Below are 25354 nucleotides of genomic sequence, written 5' to 3'. Positions count from 1 at the left end.
TAAAACTTTGCGCGGGTGAGATGATACGGCGCGATACATAAAGGCAAAACGTCTTAGACGAAAGTATTAATCGCCACTTTTGTAACAAAAAGTCCACCTCTTGCGTTTTTTCTCGTTTCGACGCACTTTCATGCGCTCCAAATCAGCCAAAACTTTTCGAGGGCGCATTGACCCAAAAACTGACCGTTTGCACCACCTGCAAATTTTCAAAAGAATCTGCATACGACAAAGACGGTCGCACCGGCGGTGAACTGTTGCGGAATCGATTGGAAGATTCACGAAGTGTTCGCGGACTTTCTCTGAACATTGTTGGTCACGAGTGTTTGTGGGCATGCAAGCACTCATGCGCTGTCTTATTAGAAGACGAGAAACGAACAGGTTATCTAGCTGGCTATTTCGCCCCCGAGGATAAAGACGCCGAAGCAATTTTGGATTGGTGCGAAGCACATGATCGCACTGAAGACGGAAACGTGCCGTTCATCGAATGGCCGCAGGGCATGCGTGGCCATTTCATCGCCCGTATTCCGGGCAAAGCGGAGACCAAATAAATGAGCGGACACCATTTGATTTTGGGCGGCGCCAAATCTGGCAAGACGTCTCACGCTGAACAGCTAGCGCTCAAATGCGTGGATAAACCTGTCTATTTGGCCACAGGACAGGCTTGGGATGATGAAATGCACGCACGAATTGATGCGCACAAAAACGACCGTGTCGACAAATTCATCACTGTGGAAGAGCCGTTAAATGTCATTTCGGCCTTGGAACATTGTCGCAGTGTCTCAAAGATAGTTCTTTTGGATTGCCTTACTCTTTGGATCACCAATTTGATGATGGCTGAAATGAGTGTAAGCGAGAGTGTCGATGCGCTCATACATTGGCTTCAGACCAATGCCGAGATGCAAGTAATTTTGGTTTCCAATGAAGTTGGACAAGGTATTGTGCCGGACAACAAAATGGCGCGTGAGTTTCGCGACCATGCCGGGGTCAGCCATCAAAAGCTCGCCACGATTTGTACTGACGTTACTTTCGTAACCGCGGGTATCGCCAAGAAACTAAAAGGCTAGCCAAAAATAAGTGCCAGCACAAAAAGAACGGCAAGCGTTGCCCATAAGCTATTGCTGTAAAGCTTTAATGCACGATCGATATCTTCTGGCTCGATAATATCCTTGCCTTCACCCATCGTCGCCAACTCGACCGTTTCACCATCATAGTCCCGAGCGCCACCGAGCTTGACACCAATCGCGCCTGCCATCGCCGCTTCGGGCCAACCGGCGTTGGGTGAACGGTGCTGGCTGGCATCGCGCTTGGCGGAGCGCCACGCCGCTTTGTGATCCATGCCGGAAGTTAAGCGCGCGGTTAGTGTAAAGATTAGTGCTGACAGTCGCGCAGGTATGAAGTTGGCCAGATCATCAAGTTTGGCGCTAGCAAAACCGAAATCGGCGAAACGCTCATTTTTGTGACCAACCATTGAATCTGCCGTATTGATCGCCTTGTAAAGTGCAACGCCTGGCAGTCCGAACAGTAGCAAATAAAAGATCGGGGCGATGATGCCGTCCGAGGTGTTTTCGGCCAAGCTTTCGACGGCGGCACGGGCAACCCCGTCTTCGTTCAGTTGTTCAGGATCACGCCCTACAATGTGAGACACCGCATGCCGTCCTTGAGTCAAACTCTCACGCAAACCATCAGCTACCGATTTAACCGCCATGCCCAATTCTTTTTGGGCGATTAGAGTGCTCGCAAGGAAAATCTCAACAGCCCAGCCAAATGGAATGTCGCGCAATGTCCAGACAACGAGCAGCGAGATAAAGGCTGTGGTGGCCAACAAAATGGCAAGCATTACAAAGCCATTTCGCCGACGTCGTGCAGCGCTAATCGCTGGATTGTTGGCGTTTTGCTCAAGGATTTCGATGAGTTTGCCCATCCACATCACAGGGTGGCCAACAGCGTTTAGGACTGGGCGCGGATAACCGATAAAGCGCTCCAACAAGGTGGCGGCGAAGGCAAGCACTGCACTAATCATGATGTTTTCCTGGCCTCTTTCATTGTGGCTGCGATTTGGTCGAGATTGACGTGATGTTCCAAATGGTTTGCGAACCCATCCAGTACTTGGTCAATGCGGCGTTCAAATTCAAGCGCTGCGCCGTTTGCTGCCCCCAATTGCGCAAGGAAGTGTCGACGAAATTCGTCTGAAGAGAACAGCCCATGCAGGTATGTGCCAATGACACGGCCATTCGGAGATACCGCACCTTCAGCATTGTCACCAACCATGGCGAATGGTCGATCTCGATCCGCGCCAATGGTTTCACCCATATGCATGTGATAACCAGCGAGTGGCATATCCGTACCGGACGAAACTGCATTTTCGAGCCGCAATTGTTTTTGCTCACTCAGTTCGGTTTTCACATCAAGAAGTCCCAGACCATTTGTCGATTTTGGCGAACCTTCGATGCCTTTTGGGTCTGCGATTGATTGCCCGAGCATTTGATACCCACCGCAAATGCCCAGAACGCTTTTCCCCTGGCGCACATGTGCTTTGATGTCCACGTCCCAGCCTTGCGAAACCAAAAACTCAAAGTCGGAAATGGTGGATTTAGAGCCAGGCAGAATGATCAAATCCGCATCCAAAGGCAGCGGGTTTCCGGGTTGAATAATGTGAACGGAAACGCCCTCTTCTTGGCGCAATGGATCAAGATCATCAAAGTTGGCGATGCGCGGCAAACGCGGCACCGCAATTTTGAACTCCCCCTTGCCCATCTCCTGCGGATGATCCAATGCCAACACATCTTCTGGCGGTAAAAGTCGCGCATCTGGGTAATCGGGCAATGGCCCCCAACAAAGCAAACCCGACCGATCTTCGATATATCGTCTGCCTTCATCAAAAAGGCTCGGATCACCGTGAAAACGATTGATCAACGAGCCAACGATCAGCGCTCGGTCTTTTGGGTCGATGACTTCAAGTGTGCCAATGATTGATGCGATGACACCGCCACGATGAATATCGCCGACCAACATCACGGGCAGATTGAGCGCACGGGCAAATCCAAAATTGGCAATGTCGGCGCTACGCAGGTTGATCTCTGACGCGCTGCCGGCCCCTTCTACGAAAACTAAGTCCGCCTCTGATTGCAGCTCTTCAAAAGCCGAAATTGCCTCAGGCAGATAGATGCTGCGCTTTTTGAAATATTCGCGTGCGGTCATAGAAGCGACTCGCTTGCCGCGCACAACCACTTGCGCCCCAGTTTCCTGTTCCGGTTTCAAAAGAACAGGGTTCATGGCCGTTGTCGGCTCTGTTTTGCAGGCGCGTGCCTGCAGTGCTTGCGCGCGGCCAATCTCGCCACCATCGGCAGTAACCGCTGCATTATTTGACATGTTTTGCGGCTTGAACGGGCGCACGCTAAATCCACGATTGGTAAAGGCACGGCACAGCCCAGCCGTAACGAGGCTTTTGCCCACGTCCGAGCCTGTTCCCATAATCATGAGCGATTTAGCCATGTCGCCTATTCCGCAGCTTGGTCGATAATATGAGCGTATGAACCCATAATGCTGCCCAGAACACAACCCATCGGCGCTACTGGCGTGCCTTGCGCGTCGGTTGCCTCAAACAAGCAGTTGTCTATCTCGCCAGATTGTGACGAATAGTGGAACTCATGTCCGCGCAATTTCTTGGGCCATGGCAACGGGCTTTGGTGGGATAGTTGCCGATAGCCAAGTTGCCTTCGTGGTTTGTTGATATTGCTACTATGTGGCAAAAGCCCCAGCATATTTTGGGTTTCGCCCTGCTTGTTAGTGAGGCTTTGCCCCAGCACCATATAGCCGCCGCACTCGCCATAGATCAGTTTGCCTGCATCGGTTGCAAGGTGCATGCCTTTGGCAAAGGTAGAAGCATTTGAGATGTGCTCAGCGTGCAGTTCTGGATAACCACCGGGTAGAAAAATCGCATCCGCATCTAATGCAGGCGCCTCGTCTCTCAACGGCGAGAAGAAGCTGATTTGGGCACCCATTCCCTGCCAGTCCGACAAAAAGTGCGGATAGATGAACGCAAATGCTGCGTCTCTCGCTACGGCGACGTGCTGCCCCAAGGGTGCTAGCCGCTTCGGCGTTGATGTATAACGAATTGGCATTGCGATTGATTGCAAGACACTTAGATCAATGTTCTTTTCAATCCGCTCAACCGATGTCATGGCCACCGCATTTGCGGCATCAAAGTCTTGCGGCAATGTCAGCCCGAGGTGGCGTGACGGGATCGTCAACTCATCATCGCGCCCCAGAGCGCCCAGATAAGATATATCGAGCGGCTCCAGCGCTGATTTGAGCATTTGCTCGTGTCGTGCGCTAGCGACGCGATTAAGGATTGCCCCTGCAACTTTGATGTCTTGCCTTAGGGTCGAAAAGCCATGCACAACGGCTGCGATCGATTGCGCCATTGAGCCAACATCGACAACCAAAATGATCGGCAAATCGAGCGCAGCCGCCAAATCGGCAGTGGACCCCTTCCCACTTACAGCGCCATCAAAAAGACCCATCACTCCTTCAATAAGCAACAGATCAGCGCCGTCTGCGGCCGTTGTGGCGCGCGCGCGCAATTGCTGTTCGGACATGGCCCATGGGTCAAGATTTGAAGCCGGTCTTTTGGTGGTCAGCGCGTGGAATGACGCATCTATATAATCGGGACCCGTTTTTGCGGAGGCGACCTTTACGCCGCGATTTTTCAACGCGCCGAGCAACCCCATCGTTATAAGGGTTTTTCCAGAACCAGAACTCGGTGCGGCAATGATCAACCCGTTAGCCAATTCGGTTCTCCGACGGTTTATACCAGTTCAATATCTCGCGATAATTGACCACTTGCCCGACCACCACAATCGCTGGGGTTGGCACATCTTCGCGCTCTACAAAAGCGCCCGCCTCGCCAAGTGTGGTGACCGCAACGGACTGTTCTGGCAAAGTTGTATTGGAAAGTATCGCCAACGCATCTTCTGGTTTACGACCCGCCGCCATTAGCTTTTCTGAGATCGACCCTAAATGCTTCACTGCCATAAACATAACAATCACCGGTGCGGCTGTGGCGATAGATTGCCAGTCGACAGCTTGGGGTACATTGCCGGTTTCATCGTGGCCGGTGAGGAATATCACCGCTTGGTTGGTGTCTCGGTGGGTGACCGGAATCCCTGCATAAGCAAGCCCGCCAATACCCGAGGTGATGCCTGGCACAATCCGGAACTTAATGCCCGCCTTGGCCAGCGTCTCGCTTTCTTCGCCACCACGCCCAAATACAAACGGATCGCCGCCTTTTAGGCGCAAAACCTTTTTGCCCTCTTTAGCCCAATCGATCAGACTGATTGAAATGTCTTTTTGCTTTGGCGAAGGTTTGCCGCCGCGTTTTCCTGCGTAGATGCATTGGGCATTGGGGTTGGCGTATTTTAGCAGCTCTTTTCCCACCAGCGCATCATAAACAATCACGTCGGCCTGACCTAAAGCGTAATATCCAAGCATTGAAATCAGCCCGGCAGCGCCCGGTCCTGCGCCAACGAGCCAAACAGTGCCCGGCTCAAACGCCGGGAAATCTGCATCATCCAACCGTCCGAAATGCCCACGTGGCTTTTCAGGCGCGAACAGATTTTTGAGGCGATGCAAAAAGCTCATTTAAACTTCTTTCTTTGCGGATAGCGCGTGGCCGCTATATAGAACATTGATATGAGTGCGGACAGCCCAAAACAAGACGGATCTGACCAATTGCGACGCGGCTGGACCACTGGCGCATGCGCCACCGCTGCAACTGTTGCGGCGCTCTCGGCTTTGCTCGAGGGCGAGTTTCCCGATCCTGTCGAAATCACGTTGCCGGGCGGACAAACGCCTAGCTTTGCTTTGGCTCAAGAAAAGCTGGGCGATGGTTTTGCGCGGTGTGGCATCATCAAAGATGCAGGCGACGATCCGGATGTCACCCATGGCGCGATGATTGTTTCGCGCGTTAAAAAGGGAACGTCGGGTAGCGGCGTAACGTTTAGAGCGGGCCAAGGCGTTGGCACATTTACCAAGCCCGGTTTGCCTTTGCCCCCCGGCGAACCAGCCATCAACCCAGTTCCTCGACAAATGATGCGTGAGCATGTGGAAGCAATTTGCAAAAAGCATGGTGTTGCCGCGGACGTTGAGATTACCATTTCGGTGCCCACTGGCGAAGAGCTGGCCGAAAAAACGTGGAACCCCCGGCTTGGCATTTTGGGCGGCATATCGATATTGGGCACCACCGGAATCGTCATTCCCTATAGCTGCTCGGCGTGGATTCATTCGATCCATCGAGGTATCGATGTAGCGCGTGCACAAGGTTTGACCCACGTGGTGGGCTCGACCGGCGACACGTCCGAAAAAGCAGCGATGGCGTATCTGAAATTGCCGCAGGAAGCTTTCTTGGATATGGGCGACTTTGTGGGTGGCTTGCTCAAATACATCAAGAAAAACCCGGTGCCACAACTGACCATTGCTGGCGGGTTTGCAAAATTGGTGAAGCTGGCGCAAGGCCATATGGATTTGCATTCAGGCCGCTCCCAAGTTGACTTCAACTGGTTGGCAGATGTTGCGTGCGACCTTGGCGGCGGCGATATGCTTTGCACAGAAATCCTTGGGGCCAAAACGGCCAAACATGTTCTGGAAATGTGCCAAGAAGCGGACATTGATATTGCGGTGCGTGTTGCTGAGCTGGCGAACAGCCAAGCGCAGGCCAAGTTGGATATCAACAAGACCAAAACAAGTGTTTTGGTGGTGGACCGAAATGGGGTTATAATCGCTACCAGATAATCGCAACTGGGAGGTGAGACTATGCGCATTTTGGTATTTGGCGGCACCGGAGAAGCGATTGATTTGGCGAACGGATTGGTTCGACAGGGCCATCAAGTCACCACGTCGCTTGCCGGTCGAACGCGCAAGCCACGACTGCCCAATGGGCACATTCACAAAGGTGGTTTTGGCGGCACGCAAGGGTTGGTGGATTTTATCAGCCGCAATGGCTTTGAAATGATCATTGACGCCACGCATGCTTTTGCGGCGACCATGTCCACGCACATTGTGGATGCATGCATTGAGTTGAACAAACCAATGCTGCGCCTTACCCGCGAAGCCTGGCAAGCAGGTGTGGACGATAATTGGCAACACGTATCGAGCATTGAAAGCGCGGCAAAAGAGCTGCCAACCGGCGCGCATGTTTTGGTGACAGTTGGCCGCCAGCATATTGAGCCTTTGGTGCTTTGCGAAAACTGCAAAGTCTTTGTGCGCGCGATTGAGCATCCCGAAATTATTTTGCCGCCACATGTGACGGTGATTTTGGAACGGCCACCGTTCCGTTTGAGCGATGAATTGGCGTTTATGCGCGAGCACGAAATCACGCATTTGGTGACCAAAAATGCCGGTGGTGATCAAACCGCTGCGAAGTTGGAAGCCGCGCGCATGGTGGGTGCCAAAGTGATCATGATCGAGCGACCGCTTTTGCCAGAGGCGCCCGAGGTTTATTCGGTTGATGCGGCTTTGGAGTTCGTCGCCGATCATTCGGCCTCCGCTGCCTGACGCTTTTTCTTCTTGCCTTTGTTGCGCAAGACATGAGCAAAATCGGCGCTATAGAGCTCGCTGTCGCGGAACTGTTTTTGGCCAAATACTTTGCCGACAAAGATCAACGCCGTGCGGGTGATTTTCTCTGCACGAACATCTGCACGCATGTCTTTCAAGGTAGTGGTGATGAACTTTTCGTCTGGCCAAGTGGCGCGATAGGCGATGATCACCGGACAATCCGCGCCATAGTAAGGTGTCAAAGTCTCCTCGACATATTTCAAGTTGCGAATGGAAAGGTGAATGGCGAGCGTTGCCCGCGATTGACCCAATATCTCAAGCGTCTCATGCTCAGGCATCGACGACGCCTTGCCTGATGTACGCGTAATGATGATGGTCTGTGCAATTTCTGGCAGCGTCAATTCAGTTTGCAGTTTTGCCGCGGCACCAGCAAAGGCGGGCACCCCGGGCACCACTTCATATGGAATGGCTAGATCATCAAGTCGACGCATTTGTTCAGCAACCGCCCCGTAAATCGAGGGATCGCCCGAATGCACGCGGGCGACATCTTCACCGCGCTCGTGGGCGCTTTTCATGTCTTCAATGATCTCGTCCAGGTTCATCGGCGCAGTGTCTTTCACCAACGCGCCTTCAGGTGCCGCTTCAACAATTTCTGTAGGGACCAATGAACCCGCAAAAAGACAGGTGGGGCAACGCTCAATCAGTTTGAGGCCGCGCACGGTGATCAAATCTGCAGCGCCGGGACCCGCGCCAATAAAATATACGGTCATGATGCTTGATCCAATTTTGCAGCTTTTTTTGCGTAGCCACGCGGGGTGAAGGCAACGGTTTCGCCCGAACCGCGCGTGAAGCTTTTTGATTGCGAAGAGCCGAACATGACGATGGTCAGCATGTCGATCTCTTCGGGGTTGAAATCGGCCAGCGTCACAACGCGCACATTTTCGGCAGGACGCCCAAGATTTGAAGCAATGACCACAGGCGTGCTATCTGGACGATGTTCTAGAAACTTTTGCTTTGCAATCTCAATGAGGTCCGTGCGGCGCATTGAACGTGGATTGTAGAAAGCCGTAACGAAATCCCCGGCTGCTGCTGCGTCCAACCGTTTGAGAATGTCCTCGCGCGGGGTTAGCAAATCCGACAGTGAGATGCAGCAGAAGTCGTGCCCAATTAGCGCACCGGATTTGGCAGCTGCAGCTTGGAATGCCGAAATTCCCGGGCATGTTTCAATCGCCACGCGATTTGCGGCATCTGATATGGCACGTTCGCCGGTTGCGGCGAGCAGTTCATAAATAAGCGCACCCATAGCGAAGATGTTCGCATCGCCTGAACAGATCAAGGCGACTTGTTTGCCCTTGCCTGCCAATTCGAGCGCGTGGCGCACACGCAATTCTTCCTCACCCAACGCGAACCGATGCTCTGTTTGATCGGTCTTTGCGTCTGCGGCAAGGTCAAGATAAAGGCCGTAACCAACCCAATCCGTGGTGCGGCGCAAGGCCATGTCGGCAACTGGCGTGCGCAATTTATTGGTGCCCGGGCCAAGGCCCACGAGATAAAGCGCGCCCGCGGGTGTGCCAAAGCTTTCGACATCAATAGGCGTTGCGCTAACACCAATAGCGCAGGTTGCTTTGCCGGTCTTTTGCTTTTCAACCAACAATTTGCCCGCATTGATCGCCGATGCCTCGGCGACTGAAGGGGTGCCAACTTCGCTCAACACAACCGTTGATGGGTTGGGCACACGGCTGGCTTCTTGCTTTAGTTCTTCAGCTGTGAATGTGCGCAACGGCACGCGAAAATGATTGGCTACTGCATTTAGTGCTGCCTCATCAGATTTGAGATCAATTGAAGCTATAACGGCAATTGCAAGTGGCGAAATATTGTTTGCTGCCAAGGTGTTTTCGACCAGTTCAATGACGTGGTCCGCGGGACAATGACGTTCACAACCAATGCCAACAACCAATTTCTGTGGCACAATATGCAGCACATCAGAATTCTGGCACAGGTGATCAACCACGACGTTTACTGCAGCTTCAAATGCGACCAACCCGCTTTGCTCTAACCAAGGCGCCTCGCCGATTAGGTTGATCTTTTCGCCCGCTAGCAACTCAGCCATTGCTGGTTTTGCAGCTTCAGGATTTGCAACCACATATCCCGTTGGCGGTTCATCCAATGAAACGCCAAGCTCGTTGTCAGACGCCGTTGTGATCGCGGCATTGCCACCAAGCAAACGCGACAATTCGCTGGCCAAATGGTTTGCGCCATGATGTCCGCCCAGCAGCGGCACCGTTTGAGATCCATCCGGGGACACTGCAAGAACTGCGGGTTCTGTTTGCTTGTCGTCAAGCAAGGGCGCAATGAAGCGCATCAAAATGCCCGCCGCGCACACACCAATTATGCTGCGCCCGGCACTAAATGCGGATTGGACAAGCGCTTTGCCGTCTTGCAAATTACCTTCGCTTTTCAACCAAAGCTGTGCATCAAGATGGTTCGCGATCCGGCGCGCCGTCGCATCACCGGCGGTAGAATATGAGACTACCAATGGTGGCTTTACTTGCCCCATGCTTCATCTCCTTTGTAGCAAAGAATGGTTGAAAAATACGGACGTTCGTCTTTGGCAAAGTCCAAAAGCGGCGTGATGACTTGGCGGTCTTGCGTGGCATATTCTACAACAATTGCGTTGTTGGCGTGCCCAGTTTTTGTGAGCACGTTGCGCACCCGATCAAAATGTCGACCGACTTTGATAATCGCAGCACTTTGAGTCTCGGTGAGTTCGGCGATGAGTTTTTCGTCATCGAGCGGTGCGGGCAAAACCTTTAGCGTTTCATTGCGCGCGGCAAGTGGTCGAGCAACTGCCGAGGCAGTTGCGGTGAGCGAAGTAATGCCTGGTACAATTGCAATTTGTGCCTCAGGCAATCGCTCAAGCAGATACATTGCCGACCCATAGAAAAGCGGATCGCCTTCACAAAGGTAAGCGACGGACTTTCCCTCATTCAACAGCGATGAAATGGCGGCAGCAATTTCATCATATGCAAGTTGTGCAGGTTTTCGCTCCACCTTCATCGGCATATTGACGGGCAAGCGGGTCGCTTGACCAGCAATGTGCATTTCAGCGATCGACAATGCGAGCGACTTCTCGCCCGGTTTTTGCGGATAGACGACAACATCTGCTGCACCAATGGCCTTAACGGCTTTCAGCGTCAAAAGCTCTGGGTCACCCGGCCCGACGCCAACAAGGGTTAGTTTTCCGCTCATCTGTCGCCCTCAATGGGTTTGGTCACATTCCATTGAGTAACCGCCATGCGTGGACGCAAAGTCTTGTGCGATCCAACAGTATCGAGATGCGAAACTTCGATACGGGCCAAATCACCACCATGCTTTTCAAGCCGTGCAACAAGTGCCGTTTCGCCATCAAGCGTAACCGCATTGGCAACCAAACGACCGCCTGGCTTCAGCGCCTCCCAACAAGCATCAAACAATTCTTGATTACCCACATCGCCGCCAATGAATATTGCGTCTGGTGATGGCAACGCGTCAAAGCTCTGCGGCGCCTGCCCAGCGACAATCTTCAACCCAGGCGCGCCCAGCGCCTTGCGATTTTTTTCGATCATTTCAATGCGTGCCGACATGCGTTCAAAACATGTTGCGGTGGCGCGTGGTGCTGCACGCATCCATTCAATGGCGATTGAACCGCAACCCGCGCCCACATCCCACAAATGTTGTGACGGCAAGGGTGCAAGTTTCGCCAATGTGGCGGCGCGCACCTCGCGCTTGGTCAATTGGCCATCATGCACAAACGCGCCATCAGGCAGTCCAGGCAGTGGCGGCAACACCGGCGCGCGTTCGTCCGCCACGCAATCAATGGCAACCGTATTGAGATTTCCCACGCCCTTATTGGTATGGTCCTTGGCTTTGAACGCTACCTGACTTTCCGTTTCACCGCCCATGGCATTAAGTACGGTCACTTGGCTTTCGCCATATCCGCGATTGGTCAAAATCTTAGCTATATCAGCCACCGTAGTCGCATCGCTGGTAAGCGCCAAAATGCGCTGACCGGGTACAATGTGACTGTGCAATATTTCTACTGGGCGTCCATGAACCGAGATACATTTAACGTTTTGCAGCGGCCATTTCATCCGCGCTGCGGCCAACGAAAAGGCGGAAGGCGCTGGATGAATTTCGAACTCATGTTCAGCAATATGTGCAGTCAGTGTTGCGCCAATACCAAACCATGTCGGATCACCTGTGGCCAATATGACCGTCGGGGTGCCGCGATAGGATAGAATTTGCTCAATCATCGCGCTCAAAGGCGATTGCCAAGTAACCAATCGATCATCCAGCTCGCGCACTTTTGGCAAACTACGTGGTGGGCCAATGATCACTTTGGCTTGGTCAAGCAAGAGCCGTTGCTCGGGTGCCAATGATTGCACACCACGCGCTGTGACGCCAATTACATGTAGCCAAGGCTCTGTCATGACCATTCCCTTCCGATTGTTGTGGCATTAAGGGCGGCGCTGGCCATTGCTGACCCGCCGCGCCGACCCAAAACAGTTACAAATGGTATGTTTAAATTTGCATCTGCCAAGGCCTGTTTAGATTCTGCAGCGCCAACAAATCCCACTGGTGTTGCGATGATCGCGGCCGGTTTCGGACCACCCCGCTCAATCAACTCAAGCAAATGAAAAAGGGTTGTCGGTGCGTTGCCAACAACAACCACAGCGCCCTCCAATTCGTCCTTCCACAACTCAACCGCAGCGGCTGAGCGGGTCGTCTGCATCTGCTTTGCAAGGGTTGGCACAGAGGGCTGGTTAAGCGTGCAAGTGGGCTCAAAACCTTCAGGCAAAAAACGACGAATAATGCCTGAGCGCACCATTTCGCAGTCACAAAAAATGGGCTTGCGCGCTGAAATTGCGTTGCCGACGGCTGAGGCCACATCGCCGAACCAGCGAATATCTGTTGTCAGATCAACCATGCCACACGCATGGATCATGCGCACAACGACAGCACGCAAAGCGGCAGGGAAATGCTCCAGCGCCGCTTCACGTTCAATTGTGGCAAAGCTCTCTTTGTAGATTGCTTGCGGGTCGCGTAGCCAGTCCACCGGCCCTACCCCTTACCTTTAGCCTGTTTTTCCATTGTTTTTGGCCCCAATGGATGGTCCGCAAACGGATAAGGGTGGTGATGGTGATCATGCGCATGATTGTGATCATCATGGTGATGATGGACGTGCGAATGATCATGGCTGTGATCGTGAGCATGGTCGTGGGAGTGGACAGGCGTCCATTCAAGCCCATGTTTCTTGCAAAACTCTTCATCACGACAGGAGGCGTCGCAATCTCCGTTGCACGGACAGTCTTCCATGCCACCGCCAATGCCTTCAACATGGTGATGGTGGCTTTCCTGCGCCAGCCCAACTTCCGCTTCAAAACCCAGTACCTGCTCGCGATATTTGCACATTTGGCAATTCATCACGTTTTCGCCGTTCAGCGTTTCTTCAATGCGGTCCATAAAGGTATCAACGACCAAATCATGATCGTTGAGGTAGCCGGCTTTAATAAACTCAATGTCAGGGTGTTCGGCAGCAACTTCGTCGGTATAACTATAAATCCGCTTCACCAAAACGCCGGTGAACAAGAAATATGGGAAAACAACGATCCGCTTGTAACCAAGCTTTGTCGCATGGCGAAGGGCTGGTGCTGTTAGCGGAAACGTTACGCCAGAATAGGCAACTTCCCCCCATCCAAAGCCCATGCCTTCCCAAAGCATACGCATAACTTTGGCAACGTTGGAGTTTGCATCTGGGTCAGAAGCACCGCGTCCAACGACCACCAAAAGCGTTTCTTCGCGCGGCACGTCGCCACCAGCGCTAGCCAACGCTTCTTCAATGCGGTCGCCAGCTGCACGGATCATCTTTAAGTCCACACCAAGCTCACGGCCATAAATGACTTCCATCTCAGGGTTTTGTGCCTGATAGCCGTTGAGCACTGATGGAATGTCATTCTTTGCATGACCGGCGGCAAACAGCATGCCCGGCACCGCAAGCACTTTTTTGATGCCCTGCTCTTTGAGCTGGTTCAAACCATGATGGATAACCGGATCGGCAAATTCTAAATAGCCATATTCAACCGGCACATCGCCTGCATGTTCTTTCAGCCGATCCTTCAGGTGTGCAAATTCGCCTACCGCCAATTTGTTGCGGCTTCCATGGCCGCACAGCATCACTGCTGTGTCGGCCGGCAAGTTGAGTTTACGCTTCACGATTTGCGGCCGCGTGCAAACAACACGAGCGCAATAACGGCAAGTCCCAACGCTACAGGCGCGGCGCTCATCAAAGCCAACTCAGCTAAGGTGTGGGCGTGCCCGTCAACCACTTCTGTATGGCCGGAATGTGCAAAAGCTGTGCCTGCAGTGGCAAGGGTGGCGATAGCTGAAAGGATAATTTTAGTCATTTTCTACCTCTGGATTTATATGAAAAGAGGCAGAGTTCATTTATTTCAAACGTCGAGCAGCTCAGGACTTGGCCCCCTAATTGGGTCGACCGCACCGGAATCGCTTTCAGTTCCTAAAGGAACGCTGCGAGAGCTGTTTTACGGCTTCGCCAACCATGGGTCAATGATTGAACAAGGTCTAAATGGATTAGTTCAGCTTTTAGTGTTTCGATCCAACTGCATTTAACGCGGGCCAGTTATTCTGACGTCACAAGTTCATCGACAAAGGGGTGGCGAAGATGAATAGGAAGCAAATCCCAATCTTGATCGAAAGTGGCAAGGGCGCCATTGGCATAACGGCTGCAGCGCTTATCATGGCGGAAATTGCCGTGTACTTTATCTATAGTGGATTTGGCGCTGAACGGCTCGTGTTTGAATTTCTTACCACCGCCTCGATCACCGCATTGGTGGCGCTTCCAATCGGCTTCTACATTTCATTGCAAAAAGCCAAGTTGCGACACTTATCGGTCAAATTGTCTTGGCTTGCTAATCACGACCCTTTGTCTGGCTTGCCCAACCGTCGCAAATTCCTAGGTGAGGTTCGCGAAAACGTTGAAAATAACCCTACCCATCGCGGCGTTGGCTCTTTCCTGGTTATTGATGCTGACCACTTCAAAACACTTAACGACACATTTGGCCATTCTGCTGGAGATGACGCGATCCGTCACATATCGGATGTTATAGAACAAAACCTTGGTGAGGGCGACGTCGCGGGACGAATTGGCGGCGAGGAATTCGGCGTGTTCTTGAACACAACACACTATCAAAGCGCGCTCAAGGTCGCGGAAAAGATTTGCAGAGGCGTGCGTCAAATCCGTTTCGAAGACGGCGACAATGGGCACCGAATGAGCGTTTCTATTGGTGTTTCAACCCACGAGCCTGGGCAATCTCTGCGCGAGTTTGTGCAAGCCGCGGATGAAAGCCTTACAATTGCAAAATCTGCTGGGCGCAACCAAATTGTCTTTGACTGCGACATGCGGCAAAGCCAGCAAGTGGCCCTAAACTGATCTCCTAGCGCAGCGAAGAGCTCAGAGAAATCAGACCGGACAACGGAAACGCCTTGTTAACCAATGTTTTCAGGCTGAAATTAACTGAATGGGCGTAGCTTGTTTCTGAAAATACGTAGAGTAGTGTTCGTCGGGAACCCAAAAATGTCCAAGAATGTTGATACACAAAAAGCAACCACACGCGATTTTTCCATAATTCTTGGTGCGGTCCGTGTTATGGTTTCTGCGGTCATTCTGGCCGAGATCTGTGTCTTCTCCATTTATTCATTTTTGGACCCCTCTGCCTTGCCGCGCGGCATGACGGTGACGTTTTTTGTAGCGACAGCCGTTGCCTTTCCAATCGGCTATTACATTCATAACCAAAATGCAAAGTTGCGAAAACTGTCACGACAGTTGGCGATCATTGCAAGCACCGACCAGATGTCAGGTTTGCTGAACCGTACTGCGTTTCTAGAGGCAGTGAAAGAGGCGCTACATACGCCAAAATCTGGGCCAACAGCTGGCAGCTTTCTGTTCATCGATGTCGATCATTTTAAAAAACTCAATGACGATTTTGGCCATTCTGTTGGTGATGAAGCGATCAAAGCAATTGCTGATGCGATCAAAGCAACGCCCGAGGAAAAGGCCCTTGTTGGCCGGATTGGCGGCGAAGAGTTTGGTATGTTTTTACCCTACGCAAACAAGAAGAAAGCCAAAATTGTTGCGGAGTCAATTCGTCGCAAAGTGCGCAAACTTGTTTACGAAAAAGGTGAGCATCGCCACCAGCTGAGTATATCTGTTGGCGGGGCGCTGCACCAAGCAGGGCAATCGCTTAGTGACTTTGTACAACGCGCTGATGAGTGCATGTATCTAGCAAAATCCCAAGGCCGCAATCGGGTCGTATTTGAGAAAACCAACCAACCGCAAATTCCCGAAAACGAGATTAGGCAGACTGCCTAAGAAAGCCGTTCTCAACGCTTTGCGCAAGGATGCTTGCAGCAAGTCTATGCAACTGTTTTGAGCCGTCAGCGATGACTGTGTGGCGTTGCGTAACCTCCTGAGAAGTCACGCCAAAAACGGCCCATCGCACGCCTTTTGTGTAGAAATTATTGAGCAATGGCGAGAGCCGATCCATTGCGCGAGCGAACTGTGCATCACTCGTTTGATGCGCTTCAAACTCCATCCAAAGTGCCTGCAGCTCTTCGCCAATCTCTGTTGGCAGCATCCCATAAATTCGGTTGGCGGCAGCGATTTCACGCTCTTCTTTTCCCTCTTGCGCCGCAAGGTCGTAAATGGGTGAATCGCCCGCATCAATTTCCACAATGTCGTGAACCAGCAGCATTTTGAGGACGCGCAAAAGGTCGATTTTTGTATTGGAATACTCCTCCAAAATCACGGACATTATCGCCAAATTCCAAGAATGTTCAGCATCATTCTCTAATCTGTCCACGCTGATCAATTGGGTTTGCCGAATGATGGATTTGAGCTTGTCCATCTCCGTCACAAAGCGAATGGTTTTGGTCAACGATGCATCATCAAATTCGATGGTCTGCATGTATTCAGCGAGCGCTATGTGGTCGTTCTTTGGATCAGCGCCCGGATTGTTACTGTCGCGCACAACTCCAAATTTTTGGTAGGTAGCGAGCAAGTGCTCGTACATGTTTTGAATGGCGGGCGAAGCGTCTGCCATGCTAACCATCTGGCTGCGCACCATCGCCTCATCCACCCCCTGGTCCACCCAGCACCCCTCGCCTGCAAAGCCGTAATAAATAAAGGGTGACAGACGATCGATTGCTTTGGCGAATTTCGCTTCTGCCGTTTCGCGCGCCTCAAACTCTTGCCATAGGGCGGTCAGTTCAACAGTTTGATCTTGCGGCAACAAACCAAAGATGCGTTTTGCGGCTTCAAGTTCACGCTCGTATTGCTCCTGTGCATCCGCGCCCGCGTAAATATAGGTGTCGCCCGCATCGATTTCGACGACATCGTGTACCAGCAAGAGCTTGATTACATGTTCAATATTTACTGGCTCAGCGGCAAATGGTTCCAACACCAACGCCATAAGCGCCACATGCCAAGAATGCTCCGCGTCGTTCTCCACACGATCTTCGCAAATGATCTTGGTCATCCGGTCAATGGATTTGAGTTTATCCATTTCCATGATGAAGGCGATCTGTTGCTCTAGGCGCGGATTTTCGATTTTGAGTTGGGGCATTTCGGTGGTCATGGTTTTGTGTCCTTGAACTTTGAAAAAGCAAATTTGTCCCTTCAAACGGATGCGTGAAGGGTGAAATAGGTCACAAGGCGCGGCGGGCGCCTAATGCTCTGTTTGACAGTGATTATGATCGCTCAAGACTTCGAGTATGCGGCATTTTTCAATGGTGCCATGCTGGCAATTTTTGAGCATGGATTGCAATTCTGCCTTCAAGCGCTCGAGCTTTTGAATACGCTGTGTGACATCGTTTAGATGATGCATGGTGATTTGGTCAAGGTCTTCGCATGGCGCTTCGGGGTGGCCCGCTAGGCGAATAAACTCGCGAATGGCATCAATAGAAAATCCAAGCGCTCGCGCATGGGCAATCATGCGAAGACGATCAAGCGCGTCGCTGAAATATCGCCGCTGGCCACCTTCTGTTCGATAAGGTTCTTCAAGCAACCCAATCTGTTCATAGTAGCGGATGGTAGGCACTTTCACGTCTGAAAGGCGCGACAATTGGCCGATTGAATATTCTTGCAGTTTTTCGTTCATTGGGGCTTGAACCTATAGTGACTAGAGCAATTATAGATATCACCAACGAGAAGAAAACAAAAGAAAGACACGTTGGAATGAGCGAAAAATGCTGCGGCCAAACCAAAACATTTGACGGGATGTCCGCCGAATATAAGAAACGCCTGATTTGGGTGACCATCATCAATTTGGTAATGTTCGTGGTCGAAATGGGCGGCGGGCAACTGTCAGGCTCACAAGCGCTCAAAGCGGATGCGTTAGACTTTTTGCAAGATGGGGTGACCTATGCGATCAGCTTTTGGGTGATCGGCCGTCCGCAAAGCGTTCGCGCAACTGCGGCCTTTTTTAAGGGGCTAACGCTTTTGGGCATGGGCTTGTGGGTTGCTGGTTCCACCGCCTATCAGTTCTTCTATGTTGGGGTACCTCATGCTGAAACCATGGGTCTGATTGGCTTTTTGGCGCTCACTGCAAATGTGGTCAGCGTCCTTCTTTTGATGGCTTATAAAGATGGCGACGCCAATGTACGGTCGGTTTGGCTGTGTTCGCGCAATGATGCGATTGGCAATGTGGGTGTGATGATCGCCGCGCTTGGCGTTTGGGGCACGGCTTCGGGTTGGCCCGATTTGATCGTTGCGATCATTATGGCCGGCTTGTTCTTGTCCTCAGCTTGGCAGGTACTGAACCAATCGATCCGCGAACTTAAAACTGGCGAGGCCACAAACAGCCACAGCCACTAGGGTCTAGCCCCTAAAGCGCGTTGATCAGTTCGAGCAATTTCCCCACGGTACGCCGATTACGCAAGGTAAGCGGCGTGCCAATTTTCTTTGCAAAGTTCAGCGCGCCAAGTTTTGAGCGGCCCGAACCATTGGCGAAATAAAAGTGCACCTGATTGCCAACAATTTGCACAAGCTCGTCGCCTTCGGCGACATTTGCTAATACAGTTTCAGCATCAGGTGCAAACCCGCCCTTGGCAAACCCTGTCATCATGAAACGCAGTTCGCGTTCCTCATTGAAAAAGGGGTAGTCGTCAAATACGGCCTGCAATTCCTTGTCACCGCGAACCATAATCTCGACCGCATAGCCAAACTGATCTTCGAATGCATTTTCCAAATGCGATTCAATTTCGTTTGGGCTGACATCACTTTGAAAAACCGCATTGCCAGATTGAATGTAGGTGGTAACCTTTTGACAATCAGCACCCTCTAGCATCGCTTTTAAATCGACCATTGTTATTTTATTGTGTCCGCCCACATTTAGGCCACGAAACAAGGCCACATATTTATACATCAGTCTGTCGCGCCTTCCTGGCAGAATCTAAAAGCTATTATTGAAGAAGTGAAACATGAACGCTCCCCAATCCGCAATTGAAAACAAACTGGGCGCTTGGCCCGATCAAGTCGAAGCCGTTGTTTTCGATATGGACGGGTTATTGCTCGACACTGAGCAAATCTACAAGCGGGTCATGCAACAGCTTTGCAAAGAATGGGGTTTTGAGCTTTCACACGATATGTTTGCTGCGTTTGTGGGCATTCCACAAACCGAAAATGTGCCAATCTATCAGCGCTTCTTTGGAAAAGACTTTGATGTTGAAACCTACGAAGGATTGATGGTGGAACGCGCGCACGCTGAGATGGCAAATGGTATTCCCCTAAAGCACGGCGCAAAGGAACTGGTGGCCGGGTTGAGCAAGCGCGGTGTGCCAATTGCGGTGGCAACTTCCACCGGTGCGTCAGCGCACAAGCATCTCGATCAAGCTGGTTTGCACAGCTATTTCGACACGATTGTCACCCGCGCAGATGTGAGCCAAGGCAAACCGCACCCAGAACCCTTTCTAACAGCAACAGAGCGTTTGGGCGTGAACCCAAGCAACTGCATTGCGTTTGAAGATAGCCATAATGGCGTACGCTCCGCGAGCGCTGCGGGTTTGGCCACGGTGATGGTGCCAGACATTCTAGACCCAACTGACGAAATTGCCGCCATGTGCGTCGCAATATTGCCGAGCCTTTTGCACTTCAAAGCTGAGATTGATCACTTCTTTGGGTGATGAAGTCGCCTCAAATTAGATCCAGATAAACCGCATGAACAAAAACAAAATTGAGCGCAAGCACTGGATAGGTGCAGGGATAACTTTGGCAAACGCTGCCAAATCGCTTCTTGATCGCGTTGACACGCTCGAACACGCTGAAAAAAGCAAAGTTCTACAGCCTTCAAAGGAGCCACGCCTCGGCGCACCAGATGGCTTTGGCATAAAACCTATGCTTCTGGCTCTCAGTATGGAAATTGCCCTCAAGGCGTGGATTGTGTTTGACCGGAAGAACTCAGAAGTGATCCGCGGACACAACCTTTCTGAGCTATTTGGTCAGCTCAATTCGCAAAGCAAAGAAAAACTGGAGCAACGCTTCCTGTCTGAAATTGTTGCACAATTTCCAAATCGCTTCCACCAAGAGTATAGAATTGGGAATTTACTCGAACAACACAAAAATGCGTTTCAGGATTGGCGGTACTTTTACGAGCAAGATCATCTGCACATGAATGTCGGTGAGTTTAAAGCCACAGTGGAAATGGTTATCCGTGAATTCAACAAGCGCCACTACATTGACGACGGTGTTCGCAATTCTTGAGCTGAAGAGAATTACCCTTCAGCTCAAGAATTCTCGCACAAATGAACTTATTCCTTGATTGCGGTATTGACCTACATCTGCGATGGCAAGAACAGCGATAGGGCTGGAATGCCAACAAGCAGAGCCAAGCGGATAATGTCTGCCACCCAAAATGGGGTAACCCCTTTAAAGATGGTGCCAGTGGACACGTCGCCAACAACGTTCTTCAAGATGAACACATTGAGCCCAACAGGTGGGGTGATGAGGCTGATTTCCGTCACCACCACAACCACGACGCCGAACCAAACCGGGTCAAAACCAAGGCCAATGACAAGCGGGAAGAAAATCGGCACCGTCAGCAACAGCATCGACAAGCTTTCAAAGATCATACCCAACACAATGTAGATGCCCAAAATGATGGCCATAACCATCCAAGGGGCAAGATTGTATGACGAGATCATGTCGCGCAACCCTTCGGTCAAACCGGCCACATTAATGAAGTTTGAGAATATCCACGCGCCGATCAACACGCTGAACAAGGACGCTGTGGTGATGGCCGTTTCTTTAAGCACTTCGCCAACTGCTTTGAACGTTAGGTTGCCACGGAACAGCGCGATCAAAAACGCACCTGCTGCGCCCATGCCTGCCGCTTCAGTTGGTGAGAATGTCAAATGAATGGGCCATACGTCCAAAACGCCATAAAGCCCACCGATCACCAAGAAGAACAAGATCAAAACGGCCCACACGCCGCGCAGTGCGCCAAGGCGTCCGACCCAGTTGGTGCGCTCGCCTGCTGGCCCAGCATTTGGGTTGCGGGTGACGGTATATTTGACCGCAAAAATGTAGAACAGAATGCCAAGCAAACCTGGAATGATGCCGGCCATAAACAATTTGCCAATTGAAGTTTCGGTCAGCAAACCATAGATCACCAAGATGACAGATGGCGGGATGAGAATGCCCAATGTTCCACCAGCGGCAATCGAGGCGGTGGAAAGGCTATCTTCATAGCCATATTTGCGCATTTGCGGCATGGCCACTTTGGACATGGTTGCAGCGGTTGCAAGCGAAGATCCACAAATAGCGGCAAAGCCACCACAAGCTAGAATGGTCGCCATGGCCAATCCGCCGCGCAAATGGCCCAAGAAAGCGTAAGAAACTTGATAGAGCTCGCGGGCGATACCGCCTTTATTGACGAACAAGCCCATTAGAATAAATAGCGGGACCACGGACAAGCCGTAATCTTGCGACGTATCGATGATCAGGCGCGACACCATCGATAGCGCACCGCGAAAACTTGTTTCGTGCATATAGCCAATCATGCCCACCAAACCCATGGCGAAAGCGATCGGCATACGCAACATAACCAGCACCAAAACGGCGCCAAACCCGATGACAGCTTCAATCATTTTGTTCTTCCAGATATTGAGGTGCAAACAAAGTGATGAGGCCACGGGCGATCAACACAAACGCACTGATAAAGGTCATGATGGCGATAAACCATCCAATGTAGAACTGAGGAATAGATAGATATTCGGTTACATCACCATAGTCGCGGGCGCGTTCTGCCAGCACGACAATACGTTGTGCGGGCCAGAGTAACATCGCGCCACAAGCGAGATTGATGATCGTATCCCGGATGCGCACCACCCATTTATTGGTGAAAAGCGGGTCTGCCAAATCCACCACAATATGCTCTTGTTTGCCCGAAATGATCGGCAAAATCAGGAACACTATGATGGCCATAAACATGCGTGTGAGTTCAGTTGCAGCTTCAATTGGTGAATTGAACGTTGAGCGCATGATCACATCTGCAAAGGTCATTGCCATGAGCAAAAACAAAACAGCAGACGCAAGAAAAATCGGGACTTGCGACAATTGCCGAACAAGTTTCAAGGCAGACTTCATGTGGGTTACCTCAGTTAAGCAAATGATTGGCGCAGGTCATGCTGACCCGCGCCGCATCTTATTGTCAAATCAAGGGCCGCTTATTGCGCGGCCATTTCAGCTTTGACCATGTCGTAGGCTGCTTGCGCATCAACGCCTGCCGCTTCTAGCTCTGCCAAGATTTTGGCAGTCACTTTGGTTGCGATTTCAGCGTAAGCCGCTTGATCCGCCTCAGAAGCCACAGTGATTGTGTTGCCTTCTGTTTCTTCAGTTGCAGCGCGACCGATATTGTCGATCTCATCCCAAGCAGCGCCAAGCATGCGGCTTGCTGGTTCGCCAAACACTTTTTCAGCAAGTGCTTTTTGAAGGTCTGCAGGCAAGCTATCAAATGTTTCTTGGCTCATCAAAAATGCGAATGAACCGCGATAGAAACCACCTGGCATTTCGTAGACATTTTCAGCCACTTCAGTCAGCTTGAAGCCTTTGCGGCTTTCAAACGGCATAGCCACCGCATCCGCTGCGTCGGAATCAAGTGTTTCATACACTTTCGGGGCAGGCACTTGAATGCCGATCAAGCCCAATTCGGCACCCACGTCACCAGCAACACCGCCACCGATACGGGTTTTCAAACCGTTCAAGTCAGCCAATGATTGCACTTCTTTATTGGAGTGAATTTGGCCTGGACCATGGGTTGTTAGGCCCATAAGTTTCACGCCACGGTGCTCATTGAGAGCTGCCAAGTGTGCTTCGTGGACACGCCAGTAGGCAACTGACGCCGCTTCTGCATTGCCTTCATAACCTGGCAATTCGATAAGCTTTGTGCCAACAAAACGGCCTGGCTGATAGCCGTGGAAAATGATGGTCATGTCGGCAGCGCCATCCATCACCAAATCCATTTGAGCAGGTGGTGGAGCAAGGCCAAGTTTCACTTCAGCTGTAACTTTTCCGTCCGTTGCTTCCTCGATCATTTTGATCAGGTTTGGCCACATGATGGCGTTGATGCCGTGACCAGGACCAGTCCAGCTTGAAATTGTGAGTTTGTGATCTGCCGCAAAAGCACTTGTGCCAGCGGTCAGTGCAACAGCGGCAGCGGCTGCGAGTTTAACAAATTTGTTCATTACTACCTCCCTGAATGAACTCTCCTACATTCGCACCGATTGCTCTTTAGCAATTGGAACGTCTCTTATTCGGGTTTGAAAAAAGCTACTGCTTTTCCAATCCTTTTATTCCGCCAATAAGCAAATCCGTTGCCAGATCGGCGTAATCTGATCGCGTCATCCCCTTGCCGCGGCGATACCAAAGATAGAACCAGTTCAGCATCCCAAACAGGGACATGGTGACTGGTCTAAGTGTCTCCTCGCGTTGTTCAAAACACATAGGAGATACTGCATTGATGGCATCGGAAAGTGTAACTACCAAGCGCCTTTGCATGTCTGCGAGCGTTTTTTGATTTGCCCTTGGTAGGGATGTCGTTGCTTCGAGCTGAAGCTTATGTTCAGCGTCTGCGTCGCGATATTGACCCAAAATAGCATGCACCAAATTGCGTAAATGCTGCTCTGGATCTTCGTTTTGTTTCACCGCATCAACCGCGTCCACCAAATCCTTCAAATGGGTAAAAATTATGTCGTAGAGAAGGACTTCTTTGCTCTCATAATAGTGATAGATGAGCGCCTTGGAGACACCACATTCAATAGCCAGTTGGCTCATTGATGATCTGTCAAAACCATTTTTGGCAAAGAACTTCGCTGCGGTCTTCAGAATGGCGAGGCGCTTTTCTTCATGGTCTTTTGCGATGGTGCGTACCACTAGCCCTGCCCCTCCGCTCGATTATCAATCACGCGAACGGCTTTGCCTTGTGAGCGCGGCACGCCGCCGGGCTCCTTGGTGATCACTTGTGCGGAGACGCCGATATTGTCTTTGATTTTTTTGGACAATAGTTTTGCAGATTGGGCGCGCGCATCGTCCGATGCTGCGTCTTTGGTCGCTTCCACATGCACGATCATCCCGTCCATTCGACCGTGATGGATCAATTCGATCTGGAAGTGGGGGGCAAGCCCCTCAACGGCCAAAACTTGCACTTCAACCTGGGTTGGGAACACATTGACACCGCGCAGGATGATCATGTCGTCCGAACGGCCAGTGATTTTCTCCATACGTCGCATAGAGCGTGCTGTGCCAGGCAACAATCGTGTTAGATCGCGGGTGCGGTAACGAATGATTGGCAGCGCCTCTTTGGTGAGTGACGTGAACACCAACTCGCCTTCTTCACCCTCTTCGACTAGTTCGCCGGTTTCCGGATTGATGATTTCTGGATAGAAGTGATCTTCCCAAATGTGCAAACCGTCTTTGGTTTCTACACATTCGTTGGCAACACCCGGCCCAATCACTTCGGACAGTCCGTAAATGTCAACCGCGTGCATATCAAAGGCCTGCTCAACTTCGAGGCGAGTTGCATTGGTCCAAGGCTCGGCGCCAAAAATCCCGACTTGCAGCGAGCTTTCCCGCGGATCGACACCTTGTTTGCGAAACTCATCCAAAATCGCCAGCATATAAGAAGGCGTAACCGTGATCGCGTGCGGTTGGAAATCTTGGATCAACTGCACCTGACGCGATGTCATGCCGCCGGAAATGGGCACCACTGAACAGCCTAAAGCTTCTGCGCCATAGTGGGCGCCCAAGCCGCCGGTGAACAAGCCATAGCCATAGGCATTGTGCAGGATATCACCTTTACGCACACCCGCAGCCCGCAGTGACCGCGCGACCACAGAAGACCACATTTCAATATCGTTTTTGGTGTAGCCAACCACTGTCGGTTTGCCCGTTGTGCCTGAGGAGGCGTGGATGCGGCTAACCTGCTCACGCGGCACGGCGAACATGCCAAAAGGGTAATTGTCACGAAGGTCAGTTTTGACCGTGAACGGGAACTTTGACAGGTCCGACAATGACTTCAGATCGTCAGGGTGAACACCCGCCTCATCGAATTTTTGCTTATAGAAAGGCACATTGTTGTAGGCATGAGCCAGAGTTGATTTCATCCGCTCAAGCTGCAATGCGGCGATTTCATCACGCGAGGCAATCTCAATCGGATCGAGATCAGCTTTATTTGGTGTAAGATCCTTCATAACT

28 protein-coding genes are annotated in these 25354 nt (G+C 51.5%); 9 read left to right on the top strand and 19 right to left on the bottom strand.

From position 1 onward, the window contains the following. The first annotated feature begins 167 nt into the window (after positions 1–167). On the top strand, positions 168–548 hold the full coding sequence (locus tag QQL65_RS08300; protein WP_284363566.1) for a DUF1636 family protein: 381 nt from the start codon (positions 168–170) through the stop codon (positions 546–548). Further along, positions 549–1064: a bifunctional adenosylcobinamide kinase/adenosylcobinamide-phosphate guanylyltransferase gene (gene cobU, locus QQL65_RS08295; protein ID WP_284363564.1), complete on the top strand. Its 516-nt coding sequence runs from the start codon at positions 549–551 to the stop codon at positions 1062–1064. Here the strand turns inward: cobU and cbiB are convergent. The 4 genes from cbiB to cobA are packed head-to-tail and all read right to left on the bottom strand — an operon-like array spanning position 1061 to position 5574. Continuing rightward, on the bottom strand, positions 1061–2020 hold the full coding sequence (gene cbiB, locus QQL65_RS08290) for an adenosylcobinamide-phosphate synthase CbiB (RefSeq protein WP_284363562.1): 960 nt from the start codon (positions 2018–2020) through the stop codon (positions 1061–1063). The genes cobU and cbiB overlap by 4 nt on opposite strands. Next, complete coding sequence (locus QQL65_RS08285; RefSeq protein ID WP_284363561.1) at positions 2017–3492, bottom strand: cobyric acid synthase; 1476 nt, start codon at positions 3490–3492, stop codon at positions 2017–2019. The genes cbiB and QQL65_RS08285 overlap by 4 nt, the downstream gene beginning before the upstream one ends. Positions 3493–3497: 5 nt before the next feature. Next, the gene (locus tag QQL65_RS08280) at positions 3498–4790 is read right to left on the bottom strand and encodes a cobyrinic acid a,c-diamide synthase CobB (protein ID WP_284363559.1); all 1293 of its coding nucleotides are present in this window, start codon (positions 4788–4790) and stop codon (positions 3498–3500) included. Beyond that, entirely contained in the window at positions 4783–5574 is a 792-nt protein-coding gene (gene cobA / locus QQL65_RS08275) for a uroporphyrinogen-III C-methyltransferase (protein ID WP_379863729.1), read from the bottom strand. The genes QQL65_RS08280 and cobA overlap by 8 nt, the downstream gene beginning before the upstream one ends. 117 nt (positions 5575–5691) lie before the next feature. Here cobA and QQL65_RS08270 point away from each other — a divergent pair, with 117 nt between their 5' ends. Both QQL65_RS08270 and QQL65_RS08265 read left to right on the top strand, forming a co-directional pair. Next, a complete protein-coding gene (locus QQL65_RS08270) occupies positions 5692–6789 on the top strand; it encodes a cobalt-precorrin-5B (C(1))-methyltransferase (protein ID WP_284363557.1) in 1098 nt (365 codons plus the stop codon). Positions 6790–6810: 21 nt separating this feature from the next. After that, on the top strand, positions 6811–7551 hold the full coding sequence (locus tag QQL65_RS08265; RefSeq protein WP_284363556.1) for a cobalt-precorrin-6A reductase: 741 nt from the start codon (positions 6811–6813) through the stop codon (positions 7549–7551). Here QQL65_RS08265 and cobM read toward each other — a convergent pair. The 7 genes from cobM to QQL65_RS08230 are packed head-to-tail and all read right to left on the bottom strand — an operon-like array spanning position 7530 to position 13994. Beyond that, a complete protein-coding gene (gene cobM / locus QQL65_RS08260) occupies positions 7530–8321 on the bottom strand; it encodes a precorrin-4 C(11)-methyltransferase (RefSeq protein ID WP_284363554.1) in 792 nt (263 codons plus the stop codon). The genes QQL65_RS08265 and cobM overlap by 22 nt on opposite strands. Next, positions 8318–10108 (bottom strand): bifunctional cobalt-precorrin 5A hydrolase/precorrin-3B C(17)-methyltransferase, encoded by a 1791-nt coding sequence (locus QQL65_RS08255; protein ID WP_284363553.1) that lies wholly within the window; start codon positions 10106–10108, stop codon positions 8318–8320. The genes cobM and QQL65_RS08255 overlap by 4 nt, the downstream gene beginning before the upstream one ends. Then, positions 10096–10800, bottom strand: a complete 705-nt coding sequence (gene cobI / locus QQL65_RS08250; RefSeq protein ID WP_284363552.1) for a precorrin-2 C(20)-methyltransferase — start codon at positions 10798–10800, stop codon at positions 10096–10098. The genes QQL65_RS08255 and cobI overlap by 13 nt, the downstream gene beginning before the upstream one ends. Further along, positions 10797–12020, bottom strand: a complete 1224-nt coding sequence (cbiE, locus tag QQL65_RS08245; protein WP_284363551.1) for a precorrin-6y C5,15-methyltransferase (decarboxylating) subunit CbiE — start codon at positions 12018–12020, stop codon at positions 10797–10799. Before cbiE ends, cobI begins: the two co-directional genes overlap by 4 nt. Next, positions 12017–12646, bottom strand: coding sequence for a precorrin-8X methylmutase (locus QQL65_RS08240; RefSeq protein WP_284363550.1), 630 nt, complete (start codon positions 12644–12646; stop codon positions 12017–12019). Before QQL65_RS08240 ends, cbiE begins: the two co-directional genes overlap by 4 nt. A 5-nt stretch (positions 12647–12651) precedes the next feature. Further along, entirely contained in the window at positions 12652–13803 is a 1152-nt protein-coding gene (locus QQL65_RS08235) for a sirohydrochlorin chelatase (RefSeq protein WP_284363548.1), read from the bottom strand. Further along, positions 13800–13994, bottom strand: coding sequence for a hypothetical protein (locus QQL65_RS08230; protein ID WP_284363546.1), 195 nt, complete (start codon positions 13992–13994; stop codon positions 13800–13802). Before QQL65_RS08230 ends, QQL65_RS08235 begins: the two co-directional genes overlap by 4 nt. Before the next feature lie 278 nt (positions 13995–14272). Between QQL65_RS08230 and QQL65_RS08225 the strand changes: the two genes are divergently transcribed. Continuing rightward, positions 14273–15040, top strand: coding sequence for a GGDEF domain-containing protein (locus tag QQL65_RS08225; RefSeq protein ID WP_284363545.1), 768 nt, complete (start codon positions 14273–14275; stop codon positions 15038–15040). A gap of 144 nt (positions 15041–15184) precedes the next feature. Continuing rightward, positions 15185–15979: a GGDEF domain-containing protein gene (locus tag QQL65_RS08220; protein ID WP_284363543.1), complete on the top strand. Its 795-nt coding sequence runs from the start codon at positions 15185–15187 to the stop codon at positions 15977–15979. Here QQL65_RS08220 and QQL65_RS08215 read toward each other — a convergent pair. Both QQL65_RS08215 and QQL65_RS08210 read right to left on the bottom strand, forming a co-directional pair. Continuing rightward, on the bottom strand, positions 15963–17243 hold the full coding sequence (locus QQL65_RS08215) for an HD domain-containing protein (protein ID WP_284363539.1): 1281 nt from the start codon (positions 17241–17243) through the stop codon (positions 15963–15965). The genes QQL65_RS08220 and QQL65_RS08215 overlap by 17 nt on opposite strands. Before the next feature lie 90 nt (positions 17244–17333). Continuing rightward, on the bottom strand, positions 17334–17765 hold the full coding sequence (locus tag QQL65_RS08210; protein ID WP_284363536.1) for a MerR family transcriptional regulator: 432 nt from the start codon (positions 17763–17765) through the stop codon (positions 17334–17336). Positions 17766–17842: 77 nt separating this feature from the next. On the opposite strand from QQL65_RS08210, the gene QQL65_RS08205 reads away from it, so the two are divergent. Next, entirely contained in the window at positions 17843–18481 is a 639-nt protein-coding gene (locus tag QQL65_RS08205) for a cation efflux transmembrane domain-containing protein (RefSeq protein WP_284363534.1), read from the top strand. A 10-nt stretch (positions 18482–18491) separates the two neighbouring features. On the opposite strand, the gene QQL65_RS08200 is transcribed toward QQL65_RS08205, so the two are convergent. Beyond that, on the bottom strand, positions 18492–19031 hold the full coding sequence (locus QQL65_RS08200; protein WP_284363532.1) for a DUF1697 domain-containing protein: 540 nt from the start codon (positions 19029–19031) through the stop codon (positions 18492–18494). 55 nt (positions 19032–19086) lie between these two features. Between QQL65_RS08200 and QQL65_RS08195 the strand changes: the two genes are divergently transcribed. Together QQL65_RS08195 and QQL65_RS08190 are read left to right on the top strand one after the other, a co-directional pair. After that, positions 19087–19788, top strand: a complete 702-nt coding sequence (locus QQL65_RS08195; protein WP_284363530.1) for an HAD family hydrolase — start codon at positions 19087–19089, stop codon at positions 19786–19788. A gap of 34 nt (positions 19789–19822) precedes the next feature. Then, positions 19823–20365, top strand: a complete 543-nt coding sequence (locus tag QQL65_RS08190) for a hypothetical protein (protein ID WP_284363527.1) — start codon at positions 19823–19825, stop codon at positions 20363–20365. A gap of 71 nt (positions 20366–20436) precedes the next feature. Here the strand turns inward: QQL65_RS08190 and QQL65_RS08185 are convergent, their stop codons facing one another. From QQL65_RS08185 to paaK, 5 genes are all read right to left on the bottom strand, one after another. Next, entirely contained in the window at positions 20437–21750 is a 1314-nt protein-coding gene (locus tag QQL65_RS08185) for a TRAP transporter large permease (protein WP_284363525.1), read from the bottom strand. Next, positions 21743–22249, bottom strand: coding sequence for a TRAP transporter small permease (locus QQL65_RS08180; RefSeq protein ID WP_284363524.1), 507 nt, complete (start codon positions 22247–22249; stop codon positions 21743–21745). Before QQL65_RS08180 ends, QQL65_RS08185 begins: the two co-directional genes overlap by 8 nt. A gap of 80 nt (positions 22250–22329) precedes the next feature. Next, positions 22330–23346 carry a TRAP transporter substrate-binding protein gene (locus QQL65_RS08175; protein WP_284363522.1) on the bottom strand — a complete coding sequence of 339 codons (1017 nt, stop codon included), beginning with the start codon at positions 23344–23346 and terminating at the stop codon, positions 22330–22332. An 85-nt stretch (positions 23347–23431) separates the two neighbouring features. Then, entirely contained in the window at positions 23432–24034 is a 603-nt protein-coding gene (locus QQL65_RS08170; protein ID WP_284363520.1) for a TetR/AcrR family transcriptional regulator, read from the bottom strand. After that, positions 24034–25350: a phenylacetate--CoA ligase PaaK gene (paaK, locus tag QQL65_RS08165; RefSeq protein ID WP_284363519.1), complete on the bottom strand. Its 1317-nt coding sequence runs from the start codon at positions 25348–25350 to the stop codon at positions 24034–24036. Before paaK ends, QQL65_RS08170 begins: the two co-directional genes overlap by 1 nt. Positions 25351–25354: the final 4 nt, after the last annotated feature.

The organism is Maritalea porphyrae (genome assembly GCF_030159895.1).
GTDB classification, from domain to species: domain Bacteria; phylum Pseudomonadota; class Alphaproteobacteria; order Rhizobiales; family Devosiaceae; genus Maritalea; species Maritalea porphyrae.
Note: the sequence above shows the minus strand (reverse complement) of the source record. Positions and strands in the feature narration are given on the sequence as shown.